The following is a 23695-nucleotide window of genomic DNA, read 5'->3' on the forward strand; positions in this document are numbered from 1 at the left end:
GTCCTTTGGGGTCCTCTAGCTGGCGTTGGTTCTGCTCAGTCTGAGATATGTCGCTAATCAGGCAAAAGTGCCTCCAGCGCTTATTTGGTAAGCGCTGGCAGCTATCATTTTTGAACTGGTGAGCGGAGTACGCTGGCACTCGCCTCACCCTGCCAGGCGCCGCTTTTACGCAGTGCGCTCGTACCAGCCCTTGCTGCGGTTGACGATGTGCACCACCAGCAGCATCACCGGTACCTCGATCAGCACCCCCACCACCGTGGCCAGCGCGGCGCCAGAGTGAAAACCGAACAGGCTGATGGCGGCGGCCACGGCGAGTTCAAAGAAATTGGACGCACCAATCAGCGCCGAGGGGCAGGCCACGCTGTGCTTCTCACCCACTGCGCGATTGAGCCAGTACGCCAGCCCTGCATTGAAGAACACCTGGATGAGAATGGGCACGGCCAGCAAGGCGATGACCAGCGGCTGGTTGAGGATGGCCTGGCCCTGGAAGGCGAACAGCAGCACCAGCGTGGCCAGCAGCGCCCCGATGGACCAGGGGCCAATGCGTGCCAGTGCAGCATCGAGCGCCGTTGCACCGCGTGCCAACAGGGCACGGCGCAGCGCCTGGGCAATGGCCACGGGGATCACGATGTACAGCACCACCGAGGTGAGCAGTGTGTCCCACGGCACGGTGATGGCCGACACCCCCAGCAAAAATGCCACCAGCGGTGCGAAGGCCAGCACCATGATGCTGTCGTTCAGCGCCACTTGCGACAGTGTGAACAACGGGTCGCCCCCGGTCAGGCGGCTCCACACAAACACCATGGCCGTGCACGGCGCGGCGGCCAGCAGGATGAGACCCGCGATGTAGCTGTCGATCTGGTCTGCGGGCAGCCACGGGGCGAACCACTGGCGAATGAACAGCCAGCCCAGAAATGCCATCGAAAACGGCTTGACCAGCCAGTTCACCACCAGCGTGACGCCAATGCCGCGCATGTGCTGGCGCACTTCGCCCAGCGCGGCAAAGTCCACCTTCATCAGCATGGGGATGACCATCACCCAGATCAGCACGCCCACGGGCAGGTTGACCTGGGCGACTTCCATGCGCCCAATGGCCTGGAACGCGCCGGGCCACAACTGCCCCAGCCCAATGCCCACCACGATGCACAGGAACACCCAGACGGTGAGGTAGCGCTCGAACACGCTCATGCCCTGGGTGGCGGGCGCGGCGGGGGGGCAAGAGGTGGGCGTGAGGGTGGACATGGTGAACGGAGCAGAGAGTAGGGGTGGATCAATGGCTGGCCAGGTCGCGCGCCGTGCTTTGCAGCATGGCGTGGTGCAGCTTTTCGTCGGGCAGGCTGATCAGCAGCGACAGGCGGCGCTGGATGGCGTGCAGGGTCTTGCGGAAGGCTTCGAGCTTTTCTTCGTCGCTGCCATTGCCTTCGGACGGGTCGGCATACCCCCAGTGGGCGCTGGCCGGGTGGCCTGGCCAGAAGGGGCACACCTCGCCCGCGGCGTTGTCGCACACGGTGATGATGAGGTCCATGTGGGGCGCGCCGGGGGCCGCAAACTCGTCCCAGCTTTTGCTGCGCAGCCCTTCGGTGGGGATACCGGCTTTTTGCAGAACCTGCAGACCCAGTGGGTTGGGCTGCTGGTTGTCACGCGGGCTGCTGCCGGCGGAATAGGCCTTGAAGCGCCCTTCGCCCATGGCGTTGAGCAGCGCTTCGGCCAGGATGCTGCGCGCTGAGTTGTGTGTGCACAGGAAGAGAACGTTCAGGGGTGGGCGGGTGGCGCTCATGCAAGGTTCCTTGGGTTCAGCCGCGGGTCAGCAGCATTTGGACGACTGGGTGGTTGACGGAGCGCAGCAGGCGCTTTGGGCCGCAGCCTGGGCTTGCTGGGCTGGGTTGGCACTGGGTGCGCAGCACGCGCCGGCAGCAGCCGAGGCTTCATTGAACACAGGAATGTTGCCCAGCGTGTGAAAGTGCTCCCACGCCACGCCCTGGGGGTCGGTGATCCAGTGCTTTTCGCTGCGGGCGTAGCAACAGGTGGTAGCGCCCTCGTCCAGCAAAGCCATGTCGGCGGCCGTGGCACGCTCTTTCAGCGCCGCCAGTTCGGCCGCGTCATCCACCTGAAAGCCCAGGTGGTCCAGCCCCGCCTGCGCACCGCGCGTGGAGATGGCGAAGTTCACGCGTGGGTCTTCGAGCATCCATTTGGCGTAGTCGGCCTCCACGCGGGTGGGGGCAGCGCCAAACAGGCGCGAATAGAAGGCAATGTTGGCGGCCAGATCATTGACGTGCAGGTGAACGTGAAAGCGCTTCATGGGGATCTCCCGGGGTGAAAAAGGGGGGCTCAGCAGGCGCAGTGGGTGGTCTGCGCGGGCAGGCAGGCCTGGCCCTGACAGCAGTTTTCGGTGAGGTAGCCCATCAGCGCGTTCATGCGCTCGAACTGGGCGCGGTAGATCAGGTTGCGGCCTGCACGCTCTTGCGCCACCAGGCCGGCGTTGGTCAGTTCCTTCAGGTGGAACGAGAGGGTGTTGGCCGCCACACCCAGTGCATCACTCAGGGCCGAGGGCGTCATGCCCTCGGTGCCGGCCACGACCAGGGCGCGAAAAATCTCCAGGCGCGAGGCCTGGGCCAGCGCCGCCATGGCTTTGACAACATCATTGGTTTCCATAATTCAATGATAATTGAAATATGGAAGTCAAGGCAAGAAAAAAGCACCGGGGTTTCCGGTGCCATGATCGTTGGGCCGCGTGTGGCAGCCTGCAGGTGTGCGGCAGGTGCTGTCGCCGCTGTCCTTACATGCCCAGAGACTTGAGCAGGTCGTCGGTGTCACTGTCCGTCGCGGCGGCAGGTGCTGCAGCAGCGGGCGCGGGCTGGTGGGCCTGGGCCATCAGCGCGTCGGGGTCGGGGGTTTCCTGGGGCTCGAAGTCGTAGAGCTTGATGAACTCGGTCCGGTCGATGGCCAGTTCCAGGTAGAAGATGTTGTTGTTGCCGGTGTAGAAGGTCACGCGGCGGGCCTCGGGGTTGTCGAGGTTGGCGTCCACGCTCAGCATCACCTGCTTGTTCAGCACCAGCATCTTGGGCTGGTTCTGGGTGATGTGGGTTTGCAGTTCGCGGCGGATCTTGCCGGTGAAGTCGCCCACCACCTGGTTCATCAGTTCGCCCATCACGTTGCTGACTTCATCAGACGTGTACGAAGACACCAGGTCTTCCTTGGACATCCCCATGCTCAGCAGGTAGCTCTGGTAGAGCTCCATCGCGGCGGAGGCAGAGAAATTGATGATGACCAGGCCCGAGAAGCCGCCATCGAACAGCACAAAGCAGCCAATGTCGGGCTTCAGGCAGGTTTTGGAGATGCGCTGCACCATGCCGGAATAGTGCACCTGGCTTTGCGTGGCCACGGAGAGCACGCGCGTGACGGAGTTGCACAGGCTCATCAGCAGGTCTTCGGTGCCGAATACGACGGATTGATCAGGGAGGCTCATGGTGGCGATGTGCGTTGCGTTGATAGGGAACAGTGCCCGCTAGCATAGGCCATGAAAGCATTGGCCGCCATCAGCATTGCTCCGTGGGTGGTGCCCTGCACAACACGGGGGTCGCGCAGGGGCCGGTTCAAGCCTTGGGTGTGCTGCCGGGGGCTGTCACTGCTGTGGGTTGTTGCAGCCAGCGCTGCAGCAGCTCTTGCGGTGGCACGGCCTTGGAATAAAGGTAGCCCTGCGCTTCGTCGCAATGCAGCTCCGTCAGCAAGGCCGCCTGCGCCGCAGTCTCCACGCCCTCAGCCACCGTCTCCAGCTTCAGCGCCTTGGCCATGCCGATCACGGCCGTGACGATGGCGCGGTTGCCTGCATGGGTGTCCATGTCGCGCACGAAGGACATGTCGATCTTGAGCTTGAACACGGGAAAGCTCTGCAGCCGCTCCAGCGACGAGTAGCCGGTGCCGAAGTCGTCGATGGACAGGCAGAAACCCGCCTGCACCAGCCGCGAAGCCGCATGGCGCGCCTTTTCGGGCTCGTTCATCAGTGCGGATTCGGTCATCTCCAGCTCGATCATGCTGGGCTCCACCCCTTGCGCACGCACCAGGTGGAGGGCACGCTCCGCAAAGCCTTCGTCCATCATCTGCGCTGCAGACACGTTGACCGCCACGCGGGGCACCACCGTCGCGCCCGCTTCCTGCCAGTAGCGAATGTCGCGTGCGGCCTGGGCCAGCGTCCAGTCCCCCAGCTCGTTGATCAGCCCGCGCTCTTCCGCCACCGGAATGAATTCGGCCGGGCTGATCCATTGCCCCTCTTCGTCGCACCAGCGCGAGAGTGCTTCCACGCCGCACAGCGTGCCGGTGGCCAGGTGCACCTTGGGCTGGTAGTGCAGTTGTAGTTGCGAATGGGCCAGTGCATGGGCCAGCTTGGCGCCCAGCGAGATGCGCCTCTCCAGCTTCAGGCCCAGCGCTTCGTTAAAGAGCATGCTGCCGCCCCCGCGCCCCTTGATGTCGTACATGGCGATGTCGGCGTGCTTGAGCAGGTCTTCCACGCTGTCGCCATGCTCGGGGAACAGGGCCACGCCGATGCTGGCGCCTACCTCAAACTTCAGGCTGCCGAACACCACCGGAAGGCCGATCGCGTGCTGCAACTGCTTTGCCCGCTCCAGTGGGTCTTCGCCGGGTGCGAGCTTGTAGGCGCACATGAATTCATCGCCCCCCACGCGCGCAAAGACATCATTCTTGGCGCAGGCCGAGCGAAACCGGGCCGCCAGTTCGCTGAGCACGTTGTCACCCACGATGTGGCCATGGGTGTCGTTGATTTCCTTGAAGCGGTCGAAGTCCACAAACAGCATAGCGGCCGCCACCCCTTCTTGCCGGGCCTGGTCGAGCATTTGCTGCGCCAGCATCATGCCGTTGGTGCGGTTGGGCAGGCCGGTGAGCGAGTCGTAAAACGCCAGGCGCTCCATGGCGTGCTCGGTGGCCTTGCGGTCGGTGATGTCCAGCACCGTGCCGTAACCGCGAATGGGCTGGTCCGTGCGGTCTTTTTCAATCACGCCGCGCATTTCCACCCAGCGCACGCCGGGGCTCGACTGCACCCGGCATTCAAACCGGAAACGACCCAGGCGCAAGCCAGCGTTCCATTCGCCATCCACCCGAACCCGGTCGTCCTCGTGGATGGAGGTCAGAAATTGCGCATAGGTGAACGGCTTGGTCATGGGCCAGCCAAAAAGCCGTGCCGCCTGGGGGGTCAGGGTGATGGGGCCGTCGAAATGCGTCTGCCAGGTGCCGATGTTGGCCACCGCCTGGGCGTTGAGCAGGTCGCGCGTGAGCTGCGTTTGTTCGCGCAAATCCTCAAACACCAGCAGCAAGCGCTGCTCGTCGCCGTCTTCGGTCTTGGGCAGTGTGTGGGCTGTGATGCTCACGGGGACGGCCAGCGGGTTGTGGTGGGGGCGCACCTCCAGCGTCTCGCGCGCGCTTTGCTGGCGCATGGCGGCATCGATCAGCGCAGAGATGTGGGCCACATCCATCACATTCGACAGAGGGCAGCCGCGCAGGCTGCCCGGGGAGAAGCCAAACAGGTTTTCAAACGCCCGGTTGGCAAACACCACCTTCAGATCGGACGTGGCCACCATCGTGCCGTAGGGCAGGTTGGCAAACGCCGCGCCATAGTCGCGCAAGTCGGCAATCAGATCGTCGCGGTGGGCGATGTAGCTGTCGATGGCCAGCCCCACATCGAGAAACACCACCTTGATGAGCGCCTGGAAGGTGTGCATCAGCTCTTCGGTCTGTGCTGCCCCCATACCCTTGGCAACGCGTGGCAGCAGTTCAGTGAGGTAGTGGCTGTAAGCCCCCAGGTACCAGCCAGGGGACAGGCCTACCTTGGCGTGCGCCAGGCCGACACGCAGGCGGTCTTCAAGGTAGGGGCGGTCATACACGCCTGCCACCAGGGCCTTGAAGTAGGTGGATTGGGCCTTTTTGAGGCGGCTCAGTGTGGACTCGTCGGGAATGAGCGCGCGTGTTTCCCCGAAGGACAACAGATGGTCGTAAAACGATTCCACGAACCCCGGGGTTTGATCGCCCAGCAAAGAATGCAATCCGCGCAGCGTGCGCTCATCCTCGGGGGTTAACGACAAAAAATCCTTGCGGCGTTGAAAGTCGCGATCAAGTTCCACGGGCTGCCTGTGAATTGCTGATTCGGGCGGGGAGAGGATGCTCCGCGCCTATGTTGTATCAATTTAACACCGAGCGCCATTTTTGGTTACATGCAGTAACCTTTTGGTGGGGTTCAGTATTGCCAAAAGAGGTTTTGTCAACTGATGTTTTCCCGTAGGGGCTACTTGCGGAGCACCACGGCTTCCAGGCCCAACGCTTTGACTGTGGTGGCGGCGGCCTCTGCCTGGCTGCGCGACGCATAGGGCCCCACCCGTACGCGCACGCGAGTGCCCTTGGCGCCATCCAGCGTCTGGCGAAACGCGGGCAGCCCCTCGTTCAGCAGCCGAGACTGCGCCTTGCGCGCATTGCTTTCGTCGGCGAACAAGCCCACGTTGATGTAGAAGCCGGGCGCCGAGCCGACGGTCGCCAGGTCCTCCGCAGGCGCTTTGGCTGCTGCGGTTGGCTTGGGGCGTGCAGGTTCTGCGGACTTGGTGGCAGAAGCCGTTTTGGACGCGGCGGGCGCAGGGGCAGATGCTTTGGCGGGGGCGCTGGCCTTGCTGGTGGGCGGGGGCGCCTTGGTTTTCTCGTTGTTCGCTGCCGTTGGTTTGGCGCTGCGGGGGGTGTCGGGCGACTGCGCGTTGGTTGCGATGGCCTGACTGGCTGGCTCGGTCGGTGCCGGAGCTGCAGCGGGCGCAGACGCGCTGGAGGAGGACTCTGCTGCAGGTAGGGGTGCGGAGGCTGCCACGGCAGTGGCACGCGCATCTTCCTCAGGCAGCGGTGCCTGTGCAGACACAGGCGATGCCGCCTCTGAGGCGGTCACGGCCGTGCGGCTGGCGGTGGCCAGCGTCGGTTCGGGCTGGTTCCAGGATGCAGCGCGGCTGGCGGGCTGTTGTACAGCGGCAGCGGGCTGCGCTGCAGGCGTGTCAAAAAGGCCTTGGGGAAACAGCACATAGGCCAGCAAGGCCGCAGCCACGATGAGTGCGTGCCCGCCTATCACGCCATGCAGCCGCTTGCGCGAAACGGCCTGCGCGGCCAGCAGGTCGCAGGCCTGCGGAATGTTGGCCGAGGCGGCCAGCGCGCTGGTCACGCGCTTGCGAATGTCGGCGTGCAAGATGGCGTGGGCGTACAGCCCCGGGATGACGCTGCCCACCACGGCAAAGGCGCCCACCACGCCCCATTCCACCGCTTGCGGCCATTGCAGCAGCGGGCGGCCCACGCCAAACACCAGCAGTGCGACACCCTCTGCGGCCGCTACATAGACCAGCGCGGCGCCCCACAGACGCCGGAACACCATCCACCCCAGCGTGAAGAAGCAGGCCGACCAGTGCCAGCTCGTCAGCGTGCGGCCCACGGCATCCAGCCGGGCAAACACGGGCATGTAGCGCTCGGTGTTCACCGGCCCCAGGGCCGCCCGGTACAGGCTGGTGATGGCCTTGTCGGAAGGAGACTCCAGGGTCATATGGGCAACGGTTGGTGTGGTGACCAAAGGGGCGGGCATGCCGCATTCTGGCATGCCGCTTCAGCGTCCAATGCGGGGAAAAGCACGGGGGCGCGGTGCAGTAGCGCGGCCCCCCGCCGCGCATACGCGTGTTGCGCCGGAGAGTACGGCCGGAGCATGGCAGCGGCTGGGCGGGGCCTACCAAAGGATGCCCAAATTTTGAATCAAATGAGGGCTTGAGGCTTTGGCAGTAAGCGCTAGCAGCTATCAATTTAATAGCGAGTCAATGCGCAAGCTTGCGCACTTGGGGTAAAGGCGCGTCTCGTGGTGAGGGGCTCAGGCGCCTCGCACCATCGACATGATTTGCCCCGCATCCAGCGTGGCGGCCTTTTGCCGGATTTGCGGCAGGTATTCGGTCTGCAACTGCTTGGCGGGGCCGAGCATGTCTTGAAAGCTCTCGCGCAGCATGGCGGTGCTCATCACCCGCCCGCCAGCGTAGTAGCGCTTGGCCACCTGCCCCAGCGCGTAGGTGGTGGCAAACGAAAACGCCATGCCGGTGGCGGCCTGGCCGATGTTGCCCAGCGTTTTGCCAGCCACCTTGCCCAGCAGGCCACCCAGCAGCTTGCGGCCAAACTGCTCGACGTATTGCGACGCCATGCCCACCCCGGCCGCGGCGATGAATTCCTTGATGTGCCCCCGGTCCAGCTCCACGCCGTGGGCCAGGCCAATGGCGTGCACCATCTTGATCTGCAGCGGAATGATGGCCATGGAAGCCCACGACTGCGGCAGCAGCTCCAGCGCGCCATTGAGCAGCGCGTAGTTCAGGATGGATTTGTCCAGTTCCGCGTCGCGCTGCACTGCGGCGGCCGAGGGGCCGCTGGGCACGGCTGCAGGCACCGGCACTGGCAAGCCGGGTTTGGTAGCGGTGGTTGCGGTAGCGCCGTCCAGGGCGTTGAGCAGGGCTTGTTCTTCCTGCTCAAAGGCGTCGGTGGCTGCGCCGCCCAGTTGCAGGGTCTGCTTGAGATGGGCCAGGAATTCACGCTCGGTAGGCGTCTGGCGGCCATCCACATCGCACACGCATACGGCCATTTCGTAGGCGAGCTGGCGGTGGGTGGGGTCTTGCAGTGCGGCGGCGGCTGATTCCAGGCTGGTGCGGCGCAGCAGCACGTCCTGGTACAGGCGGGGCAGGTCGGGCATGTTGCCCTCGGCTGCCAACGATTGCGCAATGCGGCGAATCTCCTCGCGCTCGGTGTCGTCTTTGGCGCCATCGGCAAAGGCGGCCAGCATGGCAATGGTGAGGACGGACTGTTGCTGCTGCAGGTTCATGGGAGGGCTCTTTCCACGGTCAATTCAAGGGAAGTGCGCGCGGGTGGCGGGCCGAGCGCGGGCGTTAGCGTGGCATATCGGGGGGATCGGCGCGCTATCAATGGCTGGTGGCGTGGGGTTTTTGGTGGTGCGCAGCCCTGTGGGTAAAAAAGGGTCATCCCCGCCCATGCTGCGGCCAGCGCCAATGCCGCCTACGATGGCGGCTTTGCCCCCTGAAAGCCCGCACATGACCACCACGCTCAAGATCGATTTCGTCTCCGATGTCTCCTGCCCCTGGTGCATCATCGGCCTCAAGGCGCTGGAGCAGGCGGCCGAGCGGCTGCAGGGCGAAGTCGCGCTGGATTTGCACTTTCAGCCCTTCGAGCTGAACCCGCAGATGGGCCCCGAGGGCCAGGACATTGGCGAGCACCTGCAGGAAAAATACGGCGCCACGCCCGAGCAAAGCCAGAAGAACCGCGAAGCCATCGCTGCGCGCGGGGCGGAGCTGGGGTTCACCTTCGGCATGGACAAGCGCAGCCGCATCTACAACACCTTTGACGCACACCGCCTGTTGCACTGGGCCGAGGAGCAGGGCCTGCAGAAGGTGCTGAAACATGCGCTGTTCACAGCCTACTTTACCGACGGGCAAGACCCGAGCAACCACGAAGTGCTGGTGCGCGTGGCTGCCAGCGTGGGGCTGGATGCCCAGGAAGCGCAGGCCCTGCTGGCCTCCAACCGCTACGCCGACGAGGTGCGTGAGCGCGAGCAGTTCTATCTGCAAAACGGCATCCACTCGGTGCCCGCCATCATCATCAACGAGCGCCACCTAATCTCCGGCGGGCAACCGGTGGAGGTGTTTGAGCAGGCCCTGCGACAAATTGCAGCGCAGTCTTGAGAAGATTCAAAAATGATAGCTGCTGGCGCTTATAGATAAAGCGCTAGAGGCCATTTTGATGCTCAAATAAAAACGCCCCGCAACGATGGCCGCTGCGGGGCGGTGGTGGTGAAGCCGGCGGCTTACTTGCGCACCGGAATGGGCTGGGCCCTGTCCACCGGCACGGCTGTGACGCTGTTTTGCGGCGAGCCGTCCACCAGCTTTTCGGAATAGGTCAAGTAGACCAGGGTGTTGCGCGGGGCGTCTACCATGCGCACGATGCGCAGGCGCTTGAACAGGATGGACATGCGTTCGCTGAACACTTCTTCCTGCTTCTTCAGTGGCTCTGGGAAGCTGATGGGCCCCACCTGCCGGCAGGCAATCGATGCCTCGGCGCGGTCTTCGGCCAAACCCAGTGTGCCTTTGATACCGCCAGTGCGTGCCCGCGACACGTAGCAGGTCACGCCCTGCACGCCAGGGTCGTCATAGGCTTCCACGATGATGTCGTGGTCGCGGCCCAGCCACTGGAAGGCGGTGTCCACCGTGCCGATTTTTTCGCCCGCAGCCGCTTGTGCGGCCCCCGGCAACCCAAGGGCCGCGCACAGCGCCAGCGCGGCCAGCGCGTGGGGCCTCATGCCGCAGGTCCCGCGTCAGCGCAGCGCTGAGCCAGGTGGGCCAGCGCTTCTTCCACCTGGTCCACCAGCACCAGGCACAGGTCGCCGGGCTGCAGGCGCGCCAGGGCGGCGTCGATGGCGATGAATTCGCCGCGGATTTCTTCGACGTGTGTGGTGCGCGGTGCGCCTGCCAGGCCTTCGCGCAGCAGGGCCATCACCTCGCCGTCGGCACGGCCGCGCTGGGCTGCGTCCTGGTACAGGATCACGTCGTCAAATGCAGCACCCAGAATCACCGTCTGCTCGCGGATGTCTTCGTCGCGGCGGTCACCCGCGCCGCTGATGACCACGCTGCGCCGCTTGGCGGGCAGGGCGTCCACGGCCTGTACCAGGGCGCGCATGGCGTCAGGGTTGTGGCCATAGTCGGCAATCACGGTGGCGCCGCGGTAGTCCATGATGTTGAAGCGGCCGGGCGCGTTGTCGCTGTCGTTCACAAAGCCCGACAGGCCCCGGCGGATGGTTTGCCAGGGCATGTCCACGCCCCAGGCGGCTGCCACGGCGGCCATGACGTTCTCGACCTGGAAGGCAATCCGGCCGTTGCGTGTGATGGGCACATCGCGCAGGTGGATGGTTTCACGCCACGAGCCTTCCGAAGCCACGATGGAGTCGCCATCCACGTACACGGTGCGATGGCCCTGTGCGCGGTGCGTGGCCATCACGGGATGGTGGCGGTCGCTGGCAAAGAAGATGATCTTGCCGGGGCAGGCCGGTGCCATGGCGGCAACGATGGGGTCTGCCGCGTTGAGCACGGCGTAGCCTGTGGTGGCCACGTTCTGCACGATCACGCGCTTGAGCACGGCCAGGTCTTCCACCGTGGTGATGTAGTTCAGACCCAGGTGGTCGCCTGCGCCAATGTTGGTGACCACGGCCACCTGGCAGCGGTCAAAGCCCAGACCTTCGCGCAAGATGCCGCCCCGGGCGGTCTCGAACACGGCTGCATCCACCTCGGGGTGCAGCAGCACGTTGCGGGCACTCTTGGGGCCGCTGCAATCGCCGCTGTCAATCTGGCGGCCGTTCACGTACACGCCGTCGGTGTTGGTCATGCCCACGCGCAGGCCCTGGGCGGTGAACAGGTGCGCAATCAGGCGTGCCGTGGTGGTTTTGCCATTGGTGCCAGTGACGGCCACGGTGGGGATGCGGCCGTCGTCGCCGTGGGCGAAGAGCTTGTCCACCATGGCTGCGCCCACGTTGCGTGGCTTGCCATAGCTGGGCGCCAGGTGCATGCGCAGGCCAGGGGCGGCGTTCACTTCCACAAAGCCGCCGCCTTGCTCTTCAAGCGGGCGCAGCACGGTTTCGGCCACCATGTCCACGCCGCAGATGTGCAGTCCCACCATTTGGGCGGCAGCAATGGCGCGGGCGGCCACTTCGGGGTGCACGTCGTCCGTCACGTCGGTGGCGGTGCCACCGGTGGAGAGGTTGGCGTTGTTGCGCAGGATGACGCGCTGGCCCTTGGCAGGAACGGAATCCGGCGTCAGGTTCTGCGCAGCCAGGCGGGCCACGGCAATGTCATCGAGGCGGATCTTGGTGAGCGAGGTGGCGTGGCCCTCGCCACGGCGGGGGTCCTGGTTGACCACATCCACCAGTTCGCGCACGGTGTGCTGGCCATCGCCCAGCACCTGGGGCGGTTCGCGGCGCGCTGCGGCCACCAGTTGGTCGCCTACCACCAGCAGGCGGAAGTCGTGGCCGGGCAAAAAGCGCTCGACCATCACGGTGCCGTATTCGGCGGCGTTCTTGTAGGCTTCTTCCAGCTGCGCGCGGTCGGTGATGTTGACCGTTACGCCCTTGCCCTGGTTGCCGTCTTGCGGTTTGACCACCACGGGCAGACCGACCTTCTGGGCGACTTCCCAGGCTTCTTCCACCGTTTCCACCGGTTTGCCCAGCGGCACGGGCACGCCAGCGGCGTGCAGCAGGCGCTTGGTCAGGTCTTTGTCTTGGCCGATGGATTCAGCCACAGCGCTGGTCGAATCGACCTCGGCCGCCTGGATGCGGCGTTGCTTGGAACCCCAGCCAAACTGCACCAGGCTGCCGCGGGTGAGGCGGCGATAAGGAATGCCACGTGCCACGGCGGCTTCGACGATGGAGCCCGTGCTGGGGCCCAGGCGCTCGTCTTCGTCCAGCTCGCGAAGGTCGGCCACGGCTTTGTCGGCGTCGAAGCTGCCGTTACCCAAGGCGGCCTGGATGAGCTGCTGCGCATCTTCAAACGCCTTGCGGCCCACGGCCTCTTCGCTGTATTCCACCACCACCTGGTACACGCCGGGGTCTGTGGTGGCCGAGGTGCGGGCAAAAGTTACCGGGCAGCCGGCCTGGGCTTGCAGGGCCAGGGCAGCGGTTTGCAGCACATGCGCCAGCGAGATGTCGCTATCGCCCCCCTCGGGGTGCAGCACGCCAATGGCTGGAAACAGTGCGCGCAGGCGGTCTTCAAAGCCGGCCATCTTGCCGATGGCGCGCTCGGTTTCGGTACAGGTCACCACGGCCTCGATGGCCATGTGGCGGCTCCAGAGGTTGGGGCCACGCAGGGCCCGGGTGCGGGTTACATCCATGGAAATTCTCTCTTTTATGTTCCGTCAGTGCGCCGTGCGCTGGGGTGTCATCGCGTGCAGCAAGATGGGGTGGGCTGCTCAGAGCGCGTTCAGCGTGCTCACGCCCGCAGGGCGGATGCCAACGGGGGCTTGCAGCTCGGGCTCGAAGGTCTTGATGCCAGCACCAATCAGGTCAGGGGCAATGTTCAGGGCCCACGCAGCGCCAATGGCGGCCAGCAGGGCGTCGGTGTCAGGCACCACAGCGTTGCGGCCAAAGGTCAGCTCGTCCAGGGTGCCCAGCACATGCTCTGCAGCGCCAGTGGCCAGCACCACGTAGCCCTTTTTGAGCAGCACGGCACGGCCATTGGCGTTGGCGCGGTGCTCCACGATGGCGGGCAGCGTGGGGTCCTGCGCGTACAGAACCACGTCGCCGTCGCACAGCGGGGCCAGCGCAGCCACTTGCGCAATGGCGGCATTGAGCACTGCGGCGCCGTTGTCCAGCACCACGTCCACCTGGGTGCGCAGCACCTTGGTCATCTGGTCTTGCTCATGCACGTCAAACTCGGCCAGCAATTCCAAGCCGTCCATGTCGGTCACCACGCCGACGGTGCAGCGGTCGTAAGCCAGGCCATCGCGCAGGATGGTGCGGGCATCGTTTTCAATCACGGCGGCCTGCACCATCTGGTTCATCAGCAGGCGGTGGGCGGCTTCCCAGTGGGCGCTGTCCGAAGACTCGACGCGGCGGCGGTCCAGGAACAGGCCATCGCGGCACGCCAGGCCGGTGTGGTGGCCACCCAGGTGCAGCAGCCAGGCCACCACGCGGGCAATGGTGGACGTCTCACGCGTGCCGGCCACGCCCACCACGGGGATACGGCCGGCCGTGCCTTCTGGGTGGTCTTCTGAGGGGAAGAGGTGTTCGGCAATGGCCTGCCCCACGGGGCGGGGCGCACCCACGGCGGGCTTCAAGTGCATCAGCAGGCCGGGGCCGGCGTTCACTTCCACAATCGCGCCGCCCTGCGTGTGCAGGGGTTTGCTGATGTCCTGCGCCACCATGTCGATACCGGCAATGTCCAGGCCCACCACCTTGGCAGCCAGTTGGGCGATGTAAGCCACCTCGGGGTGTACATCGTCCGTGCAGTCCACCGCCACGTTGCCGTTGCGCTGGATGACCACCTGGCGGCCTGCAGCGGGCACCGAATCCGCCTGGAGGTCCTGGCGCTTGAGTTCGAGCTGCACCTTGGTGTCGGTGGCCAGGTCGATGATTTCGAGGGGGTACTCTTCCTCGTAGCCGCGGCGGGGGTCGGAGTTGAGCTGGGTGTCGATGAGTTCCTTGACGGTGGAGCGGCCGTTGCCGGTGATGCTGACCACCTCGCCACGCGCGGCGGCCACCACCTTGCCGCCCACCACCAGAATGCGGTGTTCGTCGCCGGGGATGAAGCGCTCCACCATCACGTCGCTGCCTTCGGGGTAGGCCACGTGGTAGGCCGCTTCGATGTCTTCTTTCTTGCGCAGCTCCAGCGTCACGCCCCGGCCATGGTTGCCGTCTGATGGCTTGACGACCACGGGCAGACCGATGTCCTGAGCGGCTTCCCAGGCCTCTTCGGGGCTGTTGACCACCTGGCCTTCGGGAATGGGCACGCCGCAGGCCTTGAGCAGGCTCTTGGTGAGGTCTTTGTCGCTGGCGATGCCTTCGGCAATCGCGCTGGTGCGCTCGGTCTCGGCCGTCCAGATGCGGCGCTGGGCAGCGCCGTAGCCGAGCTGCACCAGGTTGCCATCGTTCAGGCGAATGTGAGGAATGCCCCGGTCGGTCGCTGCGGTGACGATGCACGCTGTGCTGGGGCCGAGGTATTGGTCGTCTACCTCGGTGCGCACGCGGGCCACGGCGGCTTGCACATCAAAGGGTTCGTCGTTGATGGCGGCCATGATGAGTGCATGGCCTTGGGCCAGCGCCACACGCGCCACGCTCTCGTCGCGGGCACGGAACACCATGCGGTACACCCCGCGTACCGAGGTGCTACGGGTTTGGCCAAAACCGGTGGGCATGCCAGCCAGGTTCAGCAGTTCAATGACGATGTGCTCCAGCACATGGCCGCACCAGGTGCCTTCTTGCAGGCGCTGCAAAAAGCCGCCGCGCTCGCCCACGCCGCAGTGGTGCTCGACCAGGGCGGGCAGCCAGGCCGTGAGGCGCTCGTTGAAACCCGGCAGTGTGTTGGAGGGGTGGTCTTCCAGAACCCCGAGGTCCAGCCAGACTTCCAGCACGGGGCGGTAGGTCCAGATATTGGGGCCGCGCAGGTAGTTGATGCGAAGCAGTTGGATGTCGTCGATTTTTGCCATGGATCGGAGCGGTTCAGAGACACCGGACGGGCCGGACAGGGTTGCCATTGTGCGCCCGGTTGGGCTGGAAATGGACGGGACGGTGGGAATCAGAAACGGTTTGCGACTTTTTCGGGGTTGCGCAACTCACAGGTTGGAAGAGTTGGAGTGCAGGCTGGCGATGCGTCTGTCTCGGTTGCTTGCATGGGCATGAGCGCCTGCAGCGAACACTGGTCATCCGGTCATCCCAATGGCACACCAATGCGTTCCTTTAAAGATCGTAAACAGGTTCCAAGTGTCAGCGGTCGTTGGCGGCCTGGGTTTCGGTCAAAATTCCTGCATCTGCACGGCCAGCAGTTTTGTACTGCCAGCTGCGGAAAACACAAAGAATATGCAACATCACCATTCTGTGGACGCCTCGGGTGTCTTTTCCGGCCCGGTAGGGGCCGATTTGCGGGCCAAGCTCGCGTCTGATGAAAACGTACTGGCTGCGTTACAGGTTGACCTGAGTGCAGATTTGCGCTTCGTCAGCGGTTGGGTGGTGGTGACTTCCAGGCGCCTGCTGGCGTGCGATCCGGGCGCCACCGTATGGCGGGACTGGCCCCTTGCCCTTGGGCTGTCACTCAAGCTGCAGGACCACGGGGGCGTGGGAACGCTGGAGTTGCACAACCCGCAGGAGCGGGTGGCTTTTTGGCGCTTTACCCTCGGCCACCATCCCCAGGCGCTGCGCCTGGTACAGCGCTTTGAGCAGCAGGTCGAGCGTGGGGCGGGTCAGGCTGCCACAGAGGAAGACGAGCCCGCCTGCCCCGCTTGCCACACCCCCCTGCCGCCTGACACGGACGAATGCCCCGCCTGCGCCCGCGCCCAGGCGCCCCAGACCTCCACCTGGGTATTGCTGCGCCTGTGGCGGTTTGCCCGCCCCTACCGCAAGCAACTGGCGGCGGGCTTTGCCCTCACCATGGCGTCCACGGCCGCCACGCTGGTGCCCCCGTACCTCACCATCCCGCTGATGGACGACATCCTGATCCCGTACCAGAACGGGCAGACCATTGACCCCTGGCTGGTATTGACGTACCTGGGTGGGTTGCTTTTGGCGGCTCTGGCCGCCTGGGGCTTGTCGTGGGCGCGCACTTACATCCTGGCGCTGGTGTCCGAGCGCATCGGGGCTGACCTGCGGACCACCACCTATGAGCACCTGCTGCGCCTGTCGCTGGATTACTTTGGGGGCAAACGCACGGGCGACCTGATGGCGCGCATCGGCTCTGAGACCGATCGCATCAACGTATTCCTGTCGCTGCACGCGCTCGATTTCATCACCGACGTGCTCATGATCTTCATGACGGCGGTGATTCTGTTCTCCATCAACCCCTGGCTGGCGTTGGTCACCCTGGTGCCGCTGCCTTTCATTGCCTGGATGATCCACACCGTGCGCGACCGCCTGCGCACCGGATTTGAAAAGATCGACCGCGTGTGGTCCGAAGTGACCAATGTGCTGGCCGACACCATCCCCGGCATCCGCGTGGTGAAGGCTTTTGCGCAAGAAAAGCGCGAAGCCCAGCGCTTTCGCGACGCCAACCAGCACAACCTGGAAGTGAACGACAAGCTGAACAAGACCTGGAGCCTGTTCACGCCCACGGTGTCGCTGCTCACCGAAATAGGGCTGCTGGTGGTGTGGGCCTTCGGCATCTGGCTGGTGTCGCGCAACCAGATCACGGTGGGTGTGCTCACGGCGTTCATCGCCTACATCGGTCGGTTCTATGGCCGGCTGGATTCCATGAGCCGCATCGTTTCCGTCACGCAAAAGGCAGCAGCGGGCGCCAAGCGCATTTTTGACATCCTGGACCATGTCAGCAATGTGCCCGACCCGGCCCAGCCCGTGAAGGTGGACAAGATCGCCGGCTCCATCACCATGCAGAACGTGGGCTTTCGCTACGGCAGCCGCGCCGTGATCAAGGGGCTCGACCTGGAGATCCGGGCGGGCGAAATGATTGGCCTGGTGGGTCACAGCGGCTCGGGCAAGAGCACGCTGGTCAACCTGATCAACCGTTTCTATGACGTGAGCGATGGCTCCATCCAGGTAGACGGCATCGACATTCGCCGCTTTGCGGTGGCTGACTACCGCCGCCACATTGGCCTGGTGCTGCAAGAGCCGTTCCTGTTCTTCGGCACCATTGCCGAGAACATTGCCTATGGCAAGCCCGACGCGACGCGCGAGGAAATCGTGGCCGCCGCGCGTGCCGCCCATGCGCACGAATTCATCCTGCGCCTGCCGCACGGCTACGACTCGCTGGTCGGTGAGCGCGGCCAGGGCCTGTCGGGCGGCGAGCGCCAGCGCATTTCGATTGCCCGCGCGCTGCTGATTGACCCCCGCATCCTGATTCTGGACGAGGCCACGTCAGCCGTGGACACAGAGACCGAGAAGGAAATCCAGCGGGCGCTCGACAACCTGGTGCAAGGCCGCACCACCATTGCCATTGCCCACCGCCTCTCCACCCTGCGCAAGGCCGATCGCCTGGTGGTGATGGACCGCGGCGAAGTGGTGGAAGTCGGGCCACACGACGAACTCATGGAAAAGCAGGGGGCCTACTGGCGCCTGTACGAAGCGCAAGCCCGCCGTGCCGAAGAGGACGCACAGGCCGCGGGCGTCATCATCGACAGCAGCCTGCTGCACCCCGCCCACCCCGCAGGTAACTCCTGAGCCCGGAGAAGACATGACTTCGCAAAACCATTCCCCTGCTGGCTCAGCTACCCCCGCCATGGCTGCTTCTGTGCAACTTCACCGCAACCCCCACGGGCGCCTGGTGCTCACCCTGCCAGACGGCACAGCGCACGAAGGCGTGGTGCCTGTGCGAGCCTTCCCCATCGCAGCGCCCCAGGAGGGCCTTTCCCTCGTGGGCGCAGACGGGCACGAGCTGCTGTGGATAGACCGCATCGATACGCTGCCAGCGCCCCAGCGGCAGTTGCTGGAAGAAGAATTGGCGGTGCGGGAGTTCGTGCCCACCATCGAAAAAATCGTGGCGGTGTCCAGCTTCTCCACCCCCAGTACCTGGGATGTGATCACGGACCGTGGTGCCGCTCGCCTGGTGCTGAAGGCGGAGGAGGACATCCGCCGCCTGGCTGGACGCACGCGTTTGCTGATTGCGGCAGGCGAAGGCGGGCAGTTCAAAGTGCCTGACACCACCGCCCTGGACAAACATTCCCGCAAGCTGCTGGAGCGCTTCCTGTAAATCGTCCGGGTGGAGGTGTGAAAAACTAGGGTAAACCCTGGTTTTGGCTCAAAAGGTGAAAAAAGGCTTAATTTGCCCTTCTTTTTGCCGAAATGGATTACGAAGGAGGCGGTAAAGCCTTCGCTTTTTTCATTTCACCCATGGGCCCATGTCATGCAAATGCCACCTGTTGACCGATCGCCTGCCTGGCGTCCTCAGGGCGCCGATTTGTATTCCACCGGGGCTTCTGGCGCACCTCCGGTGCGTCCTATCAACGCCCCCAACCCCGTCGAGTCTGTCGACCGACTGGGTCAGGGCGCCGTGGTGCGCGAGCCTGACAAGCCTTCTGCCCCCGACGCTACGAACCGGGACTGGACTGAAGTCAAGAAAAAAGACACGGTGGAGGAACCCCCTGAGCCACCCAAAGAGCCCATCTACAAGCAATTGCTGGAGTTGATCCAGTCCATGTGGCGCGCCAGCGGCAGCGCGGTGGAGATGGCGCAAGAAGTGAACAAGGTGACCCAGCAGGAGCGCCTGGCCCAGCAGGTCAAAAAAGAAGACCTGACTTATTCAGATCCGAAGATCAAGCGCACCACGGGTTTGTGACTCCAAGGGAACGCGGCGGGTGTTTTCCCATCCCACCAGCATCTCATTCGGCCTTGAGAGGCGCGCCTTGGATGGCAGGCGCCTCTTGAATGGGGGGCTGTGCGGCCTGCGCTGCTTTTTGGCGGTCGCGTTCGGCGCGGTACTTGACGGCAAATTCGCGCACTTCCTCGTACGAAACGTAGTTGTCGTGGTTGGTGTCCGCATCGTCGAATGCGGCTGACAGGCGCGGAAACAGCTTGACCTCGGTGCGGCTGAGCTTGCCGTCGCCGTTGAAATCCAGCATCTTGAAGTCGCGCATCGCCTTCAACTCTCCCTTGGTGAGCGCTGCTTCCTGCGAGGGTGCGGTTTCAGTGGGGGTGGGCGTGCCTTGTGCCATCGCCGCCGTGCCCAGCAAGGCAGCGCTGCAAAACCACAGTGTTCGAATCAACAGCAAGGCGTGCTCCTCAGGTGTGTAGCTTGGCATTTGGGGTGAATGTGCTGGATTTGCAACCGTGGCGACGGGCCTTTAACCGGTGGTTGCGCGCATTCACATGCCTTTGCACAGGATCAGGCCTTGGGTTTGCGCTGTGCGGTGGCTTCATCTGCCACCAGAGGTGGGTTGGCAATACCGGCGCGCACATGGCCTGAAGGCACATGCAGCGCGGCCGAGGTGACGTGGCCTGTCTGGTCGTCAAAGAAAAAGTCGGGCTCGAATTCGCGCAGGAACGGGCCTTTTTCCAGGCCGCCGAGGAACATGGCTTCGTCCACTGCCAGGTTCCATTTCATCAACGTATTGATGGCGCGCTCATGTGCGGGGGCGCTGCGAGCCGTCACCAGCGCGATGCGCAGGCGCATGCCCGAGGCGCCCGCCTGCTGCTGCAACTGGTGTAGCGCAGCCAAAAGGGGCTTGAATGGGCCGCCAGACAGCGGCAGCTCGGCTTTGCTGATTTCATGCGTCTGAAAGGCTTCCAGCCCTTCGGTTTGGTACACCCGCTCGGCCTCGTCCGAGAACAGCACCGCGTCGCCGTCAAACGCAATCCGCAGCTCGTGGGGGTAATCGACTCCGGCGGCCACCGATTCGGTCAGTACCCGTGCAGCCGGAAAGCCCAGCGCCAGCGCTTCGCTCACGTCCTGTTCGTTGGCCGACAAAAACAGGTGCGCCCCCAGCGGCCGCAGGTAGCGGAAGGGGTCGCGCCCCTGGGTGAAAACGCCCCGTTCCAGGGGCAGCCCGGCCTCTTTGGCCGAGCGAAAAATCCGCAGCGCGCTGACAGGGTCGTTGCGCGAGAGGATGACCACCTCCACATTCCGGGCGTGGGCGGTGTTGAAGGCCAGCAGCTTTTTCACGAGCTGGAAAGCCACCCCCGGTTTGGCCGGGACTTCCAGTCGCGCCTGCTGCAGTTCCATGTAGGCGCGCGGGTCCAGGGGGTCGAAAACGCGGTTTTCCTCTTCAAAGTCAAACAGCGCGCGTGACGAGATCGCCACCACCAGTTTGTCGTCCAGCGTTACGGCCATGGTGCGGTTTTTCTGCCGGGGGCGTTATTTCACGAAGCGGTTGAGCTCGATGATGGGCTGCATCACCGCCAGCACGATGGTCATCACGATCAGGCCCATGCCCACAATCAGCAGAGGCTCCAGGATGGTGGCCAGTTGCAGGGCGCGGCGCTGCACTTCGGTGGAGATTTGCGTGGCGGCGCGTTGCAGCATCAGCGGCAACTGCCCGGTTTGTTCACCCAGGCGGGCGAACATGGACACCAGGCCCGGAAAGCGCTTCTTCTGTGCGAGGGCCGAGGCCAGAGGCGCACCTTCGCGCACAAGCACCAGTGCATCCAGCGCGTCGGCGCGCATGGCGCGGTTGTTGAGGGTTTCGGCCGCCGCCTGCAGCGCCTTCAGAATGGGCACGCCGGCGCCTGCCAGCATGGCCAGCGTGCCTGCAAAACGGGCGGCGTTGTAGCCGCGGGCCAGTTTGCCGACCAGCGGCAGGTTGAGCCAGGCGGCATCAAACTTTTGGCGAAAAGACTCCAAAGTCAGTGCCCAGCGGGCGCTGGCAGCTATCAAAATAAGAGCAATCAACATCCACCAGCCGTAGTTGCGCACGATGGAACTGATGGTGAGCATCATCACCGTGAGGAAGGGCAGCGCCCGCTTGGTGCCGACGAAGACGCTGGCCACCTGGGGCACCACGTAGCCCACCAGAAACAGCACGATGACGATGGCCACCACGGTGACGATGGCGGGGTACAGCGCCGCGCCCACCAGTTTGGCCTTGAGGGCCTGGCGGTCTTCCAGGTCGTCGGCCAGCTTCTCCAGCACCATGCCCAGGTTGCCGCTGTGCTCGCCCGCACCGATCACGGCGCAGTAGATATCGGAGAACTCGCGCGGGTGCTGGCTCAGCGCGCGGGCGAAGGTGGAGCCCGCATTCACTTCGGCGCGCAAGGCTGCTACCAAGTGGCTTTGGCGCTCGTCGTCGGCCTCGTCGCTCAGGGCGGTGAGCGCCCGCTCCAGCGGCAGACCTGATGACACCAGCCCCGCCAGTTGCCGGGTCCACACCGCCAGCGTAGTGGCGCTGAACACCGGGCGGGTGAACAGGCGCTGGCCCAGCGAGGTGCCGCCGCCCGCGGCAGTCTGCCCCGTCTGCACCAGCTCCACCGTCAGGGGCACCAACGCCTGGGCGCGCAGCATGCTGCGGGCGGACTTGGCGGTGTCGGCCTCCAGCAGGCCTTTGCGGGTCTGGCCCTGGGCGTCCAGGGCTTCAAAAGAAAAAGCGGGCATGAATCAGTGGCGGTGTCGGGGGCAAAGGGGCACTGCGCTCAAGGCAATGCTGCCCCCGCGATAGTAGCCGCTCGGTGTGACCGGGGTGCCTGGGAATGTGCGGGGGCCTTATGCCTAGCGCATGGCGGTGACCTGCGCCGCGATCGGCCGATGGCCTGCCGGTCCGCCGAGCAGGCTCTCACAGCGCAGCGGCTGTGGCCTGCCCCATGGCGCTGTGCGCCTGGGCGGCAATGTCCAGCGAGCGCAGGCGCAGCGCGGGGTCGTACACGTCGCACACCAGAATCAGCTCGTCGGCACCCGTTTCTTGCGCCAGCGTGGTGAGGCCATCGCGCACGGTATCGGGCCCGCCAATCACGGCGGCGGCCAGAAAGTCGCCAATGGCCGCGCGCTCCTGCGGTTGCAGGCGGGCAGCGTAGTTCTCCACCGGTGGCTGCAGGCTGAGGCGGTTGCCCGTGAGGATGCTCAGCACCCGCTGGTAGGTGCTGCTGGCCAGGTATTCGGCCTCGTCGTCGGTGGGGGCGGCAATCAAGGGCACGCCAATGGCCACGTACGGTTTGGGCCATGCGGCCGATGGCTGGTACAGGCGGCGGTACAGGTCAATCGCCTGGTGCATCAGGCGCGGCGCAAAGTGCGAGGCAAAGGCGTAGGGCAACCCTTCTTGTGCGGCCAGTTGCGCAGAAAACAGGCTGGAGCCCAGCAGCCAGATCGGCACGTTGGTGCCCGCACCAGGCATGGCCACCAGGCGCTGGCCTGGCTGCACGGGGCCCAGCAGGCGCTGCAGCTCGGCCACATCCTGCGGGAAGTCGTCGGCGGTTTCCACCCGGCTGCGGCGCAGGGCGCGCATGGTGGCGGGGTCGGTGCCCGGGGCACGGCCCAGGCCCAGGTCGATGCGGCCGGGGTACAGCTCTGCCAGCGTGCCAAAGGCTTCGGCCACCACCAGCGGGGCATGGTTGGGCAGCATCACACCGCCGGAGCCCACGCGGATGCGCGAGGTGCCCCCCGCGATGTAGCCCACCAGCACGGCCGTGGCCGAGCTGGCAATGCCCGGCATGTTGTGGTGTTCGGCCAGCCAGTAGCGCGCAAACCCCAGCTTTTCGGCGTGCTGGGCGGTGCGCAGGGCGATTTGCAGCGCCTGGGCCACGGTGCCGCCTTCGCGCACGGCGACCAGATCAAGCATGGACAGGGCAGGGCGATGGGTGGGAGTGGGTGCGTTCATGCCGTTATTGTCCGCCGCCTGACCGCAGTCTGCAGGCCCTGGTGGGGAGCTGTGCCCGCCAGCGGGGTTGCTCTGCCTTGCAAAAGCACGGGAGTGCATTTTTTTGATAGCCAAAACACAGGATGCGATACAAAATGTTTCTGAATGGTGGCGCCGATTGCGGAATGCCTCCGCACTTCCCCGTTCATCAACCAAGGCAAGGTATGGGTTTTTCAGCCGTTTTTTCAAGATCCGCGAACAAGACCCCGACAGCGCAGAAACCACCTGGGCCATGGAAGACAACGGCAGCGAGCTGGTGCTGGACCCTGAATACGCTGCCACGCTGATGACCGAGCTGGACCTGGACGCAGCCATTGCCAACCACGAGGTGTGGCGCCAGCAGCTGGAAGACCTGGTGCATGGTCGCTCGGGCGAGGTGCCGCAGGCCGAGCCCATTTGCAGCGCCGACCGGTGTGACCTGGGGCGCTGGCTGGGCGGCACCGGGCGGCTGCGGCTGGGCCACTACCCGGCGTTTGGCATGCTGGTGGCCCGCCACCAGTACTTTCACCAGCAGGCGGCCGGGGTGGTCGATCAGATGCGCGCGGGCGACCAGCCCAAGGCGCTGCACCTTTTCAACACCAGTTGCCGCCACGCGTCTAACCAGGTGCTGTTGCTGCTCAAAGAACTCAAGCGCGGGCTGGGGCGCTGATCG

The 23695-nt window shown here is 64.7% G+C and carries 20 protein-coding genes; 5 read left to right on the plus strand and 15 right to left on the minus strand.

Features of this window, described 5'->3' with window-relative positions; genetic code table 11:
- Window positions 1-165: 165 nt before the first annotated feature.
- The 8 genes from arsB to PQV96_RS03995 form a co-directional block, all read right to left on the minus strand.
- On the minus strand, window positions 166-1242 hold the full coding sequence (gene arsB, locus PQV96_RS03960; RefSeq protein WP_273624677.1) for an ACR3 family arsenite efflux transporter: 1077 nt from the start codon (window positions 1240-1242) through the stop codon (window positions 166-168).
- Window positions 1243-1270: 28 nt separating this feature from the next.
- The gene (locus PQV96_RS03965; protein WP_273624678.1) at window positions 1271-1777 is read right to left on the minus strand and encodes an arsenate reductase ArsC; all 507 of its coding nucleotides are present in this window, start codon (window positions 1775-1777) and stop codon (window positions 1271-1273) included.
- Between the two features lie 27 nt (window positions 1778-1804).
- Entirely contained in the window at window positions 1805-2299 is a 495-nt protein-coding gene (locus tag PQV96_RS03970) for an ArsI/CadI family heavy metal resistance metalloenzyme (RefSeq protein ID WP_273624679.1), read from the minus strand.
- 29 nt (window positions 2300-2328) lie between these two features.
- Window positions 2329-2652 carry an ArsR/SmtB family transcription factor gene (locus tag PQV96_RS03975; RefSeq protein WP_067512141.1) on the minus strand — a complete coding sequence of 108 codons (324 nt, stop codon included), beginning with the start codon at window positions 2650-2652 and terminating at the stop codon, window positions 2329-2331.
- 124 nt (window positions 2653-2776) lie between these two features.
- Window positions 2777-3466, minus strand: a complete 690-nt coding sequence (locus PQV96_RS03980; RefSeq protein WP_066695091.1) for a DUF3334 family protein — start codon at window positions 3464-3466, stop codon at window positions 2777-2779.
- Window positions 3467-3593: 127 nt separating this feature from the next.
- Window positions 3594-6128 (minus strand): EAL domain-containing protein, encoded by a 2535-nt coding sequence (locus PQV96_RS03985; protein ID WP_273624680.1) that lies wholly within the window; start codon window positions 6126-6128, stop codon window positions 3594-3596.
- 161 nt (window positions 6129-6289) lie between these two features.
- Window positions 6290-7567: an SPOR domain-containing protein gene (locus tag PQV96_RS03990; RefSeq protein WP_273624681.1), complete on the minus strand. Its 1278-nt coding sequence runs from the start codon at window positions 7565-7567 to the stop codon at window positions 6290-6292.
- 315 nt (window positions 7568-7882) lie between these two features.
- On the minus strand, window positions 7883-8872 hold the full coding sequence (locus tag PQV96_RS03995) for a YcjF family protein (protein WP_142081839.1): 990 nt from the start codon (window positions 8870-8872) through the stop codon (window positions 7883-7885).
- Window positions 8873-9098: 226 nt separating this feature from the next.
- Here PQV96_RS03995 and PQV96_RS04000 point away from each other — a divergent pair, with 226 nt between their 5' ends.
- Window positions 9099-9746, plus strand: a complete 648-nt coding sequence (locus tag PQV96_RS04000; protein ID WP_142081837.1) for a DsbA family oxidoreductase — start codon at window positions 9099-9101, stop codon at window positions 9744-9746.
- A 122-nt stretch (window positions 9747-9868) separates the two neighbouring features.
- Here PQV96_RS04000 and PQV96_RS04005 read toward each other — a convergent pair whose 3' ends face one another.
- The 3 genes from PQV96_RS04005 to PQV96_RS04015 form a co-directional block, all read right to left on the minus strand.
- Entirely contained in the window at window positions 9869-10360 is a 492-nt protein-coding gene (locus PQV96_RS04005; RefSeq protein WP_142081836.1) for a CreA family protein, read from the minus strand.
- Window positions 10357-12936: a cyanophycin synthetase gene (gene cphA / locus PQV96_RS04010; protein WP_142081834.1), complete on the minus strand. Its 2580-nt coding sequence runs from the start codon at window positions 12934-12936 to the stop codon at window positions 10357-10359. The genes PQV96_RS04005 and cphA overlap by 4 nt, the downstream gene beginning before the upstream one ends.
- Before the next feature lie 78 nt (window positions 12937-13014).
- Entirely contained in the window at window positions 13015-15249 is a 2235-nt protein-coding gene (locus PQV96_RS04015; RefSeq protein ID WP_273624682.1) for a cyanophycin synthetase, read from the minus strand.
- A gap of 370 nt (window positions 15250-15619) precedes the next feature.
- Between PQV96_RS04015 and PQV96_RS04020 the strand changes: the two genes are divergently transcribed.
- From PQV96_RS04020 to PQV96_RS04030, 3 genes are all read left to right on the plus strand, one after another.
- Window positions 15620-17926: a cyanophycin metabolism-associated ABC transporter gene (locus tag PQV96_RS04020; protein ID WP_207373985.1), complete on the plus strand. Its 2307-nt coding sequence runs from the start codon at window positions 15620-15622 to the stop codon at window positions 17924-17926.
- A 58-nt stretch (window positions 17927-17984) separates the two neighbouring features.
- Entirely contained in the window at window positions 17985-18455 is a 471-nt protein-coding gene (locus PQV96_RS04025; protein WP_207374005.1) for a cyanophycin metabolism-associated DUF1854 family protein, read from the plus strand.
- Between the two features lie 153 nt (window positions 18456-18608).
- A complete protein-coding gene (locus tag PQV96_RS04030; RefSeq protein WP_044401714.1) occupies window positions 18609-19040 on the plus strand; it encodes a hypothetical protein in 432 nt (143 codons plus the stop codon).
- A 43-nt stretch (window positions 19041-19083) separates the two neighbouring features.
- Here the strand turns inward: PQV96_RS04030 and PQV96_RS04035 are convergent, their stop codons facing one another.
- The 4 genes from PQV96_RS04035 to PQV96_RS04050 form a co-directional block, all read right to left on the minus strand.
- On the minus strand, window positions 19084-19473 hold the full coding sequence (locus tag PQV96_RS04035; RefSeq protein WP_370541178.1) for an EF-hand domain-containing protein: 390 nt from the start codon (window positions 19471-19473) through the stop codon (window positions 19084-19086).
- A 113-nt stretch (window positions 19474-19586) separates the two neighbouring features.
- The gene (locus tag PQV96_RS04040) at window positions 19587-20531 is read right to left on the minus strand and encodes a 5'-nucleotidase (protein ID WP_273624683.1); all 945 of its coding nucleotides are present in this window, start codon (window positions 20529-20531) and stop codon (window positions 19587-19589) included.
- A 24-nt stretch (window positions 20532-20555) separates the two neighbouring features.
- On the minus strand, window positions 20556-21788 hold the full coding sequence (gspF, locus tag PQV96_RS04045; protein WP_066695007.1) for a type II secretion system inner membrane protein GspF: 1233 nt from the start codon (window positions 21786-21788) through the stop codon (window positions 20556-20558).
- Window positions 21789-21966: 178 nt separating this feature from the next.
- Window positions 21967-23004: an LLM class flavin-dependent oxidoreductase gene (locus PQV96_RS04050; protein WP_066695008.1), complete on the minus strand. Its 1038-nt coding sequence runs from the start codon at window positions 23002-23004 to the stop codon at window positions 21967-21969.
- Between the two features lie 157 nt (window positions 23005-23161).
- On the opposite strand from PQV96_RS04050, the gene PQV96_RS04055 reads away from it, so the two are divergent.
- A complete protein-coding gene (locus tag PQV96_RS04055) occupies window positions 23162-23692 on the plus strand; it encodes a CZB domain-containing protein (protein WP_273624684.1) in 531 nt (176 codons plus the stop codon).
- Window positions 23693-23695 lie beyond the last annotated feature (3 nt).

Origin of the sequence: Acidovorax temperans, from assembly GCF_028596105.1 — a bacterium.
GTDB classification, from domain to species: Bacteria; Pseudomonadota; Gammaproteobacteria; order Burkholderiales; family Burkholderiaceae_C; genus Acidovorax; species Acidovorax temperans.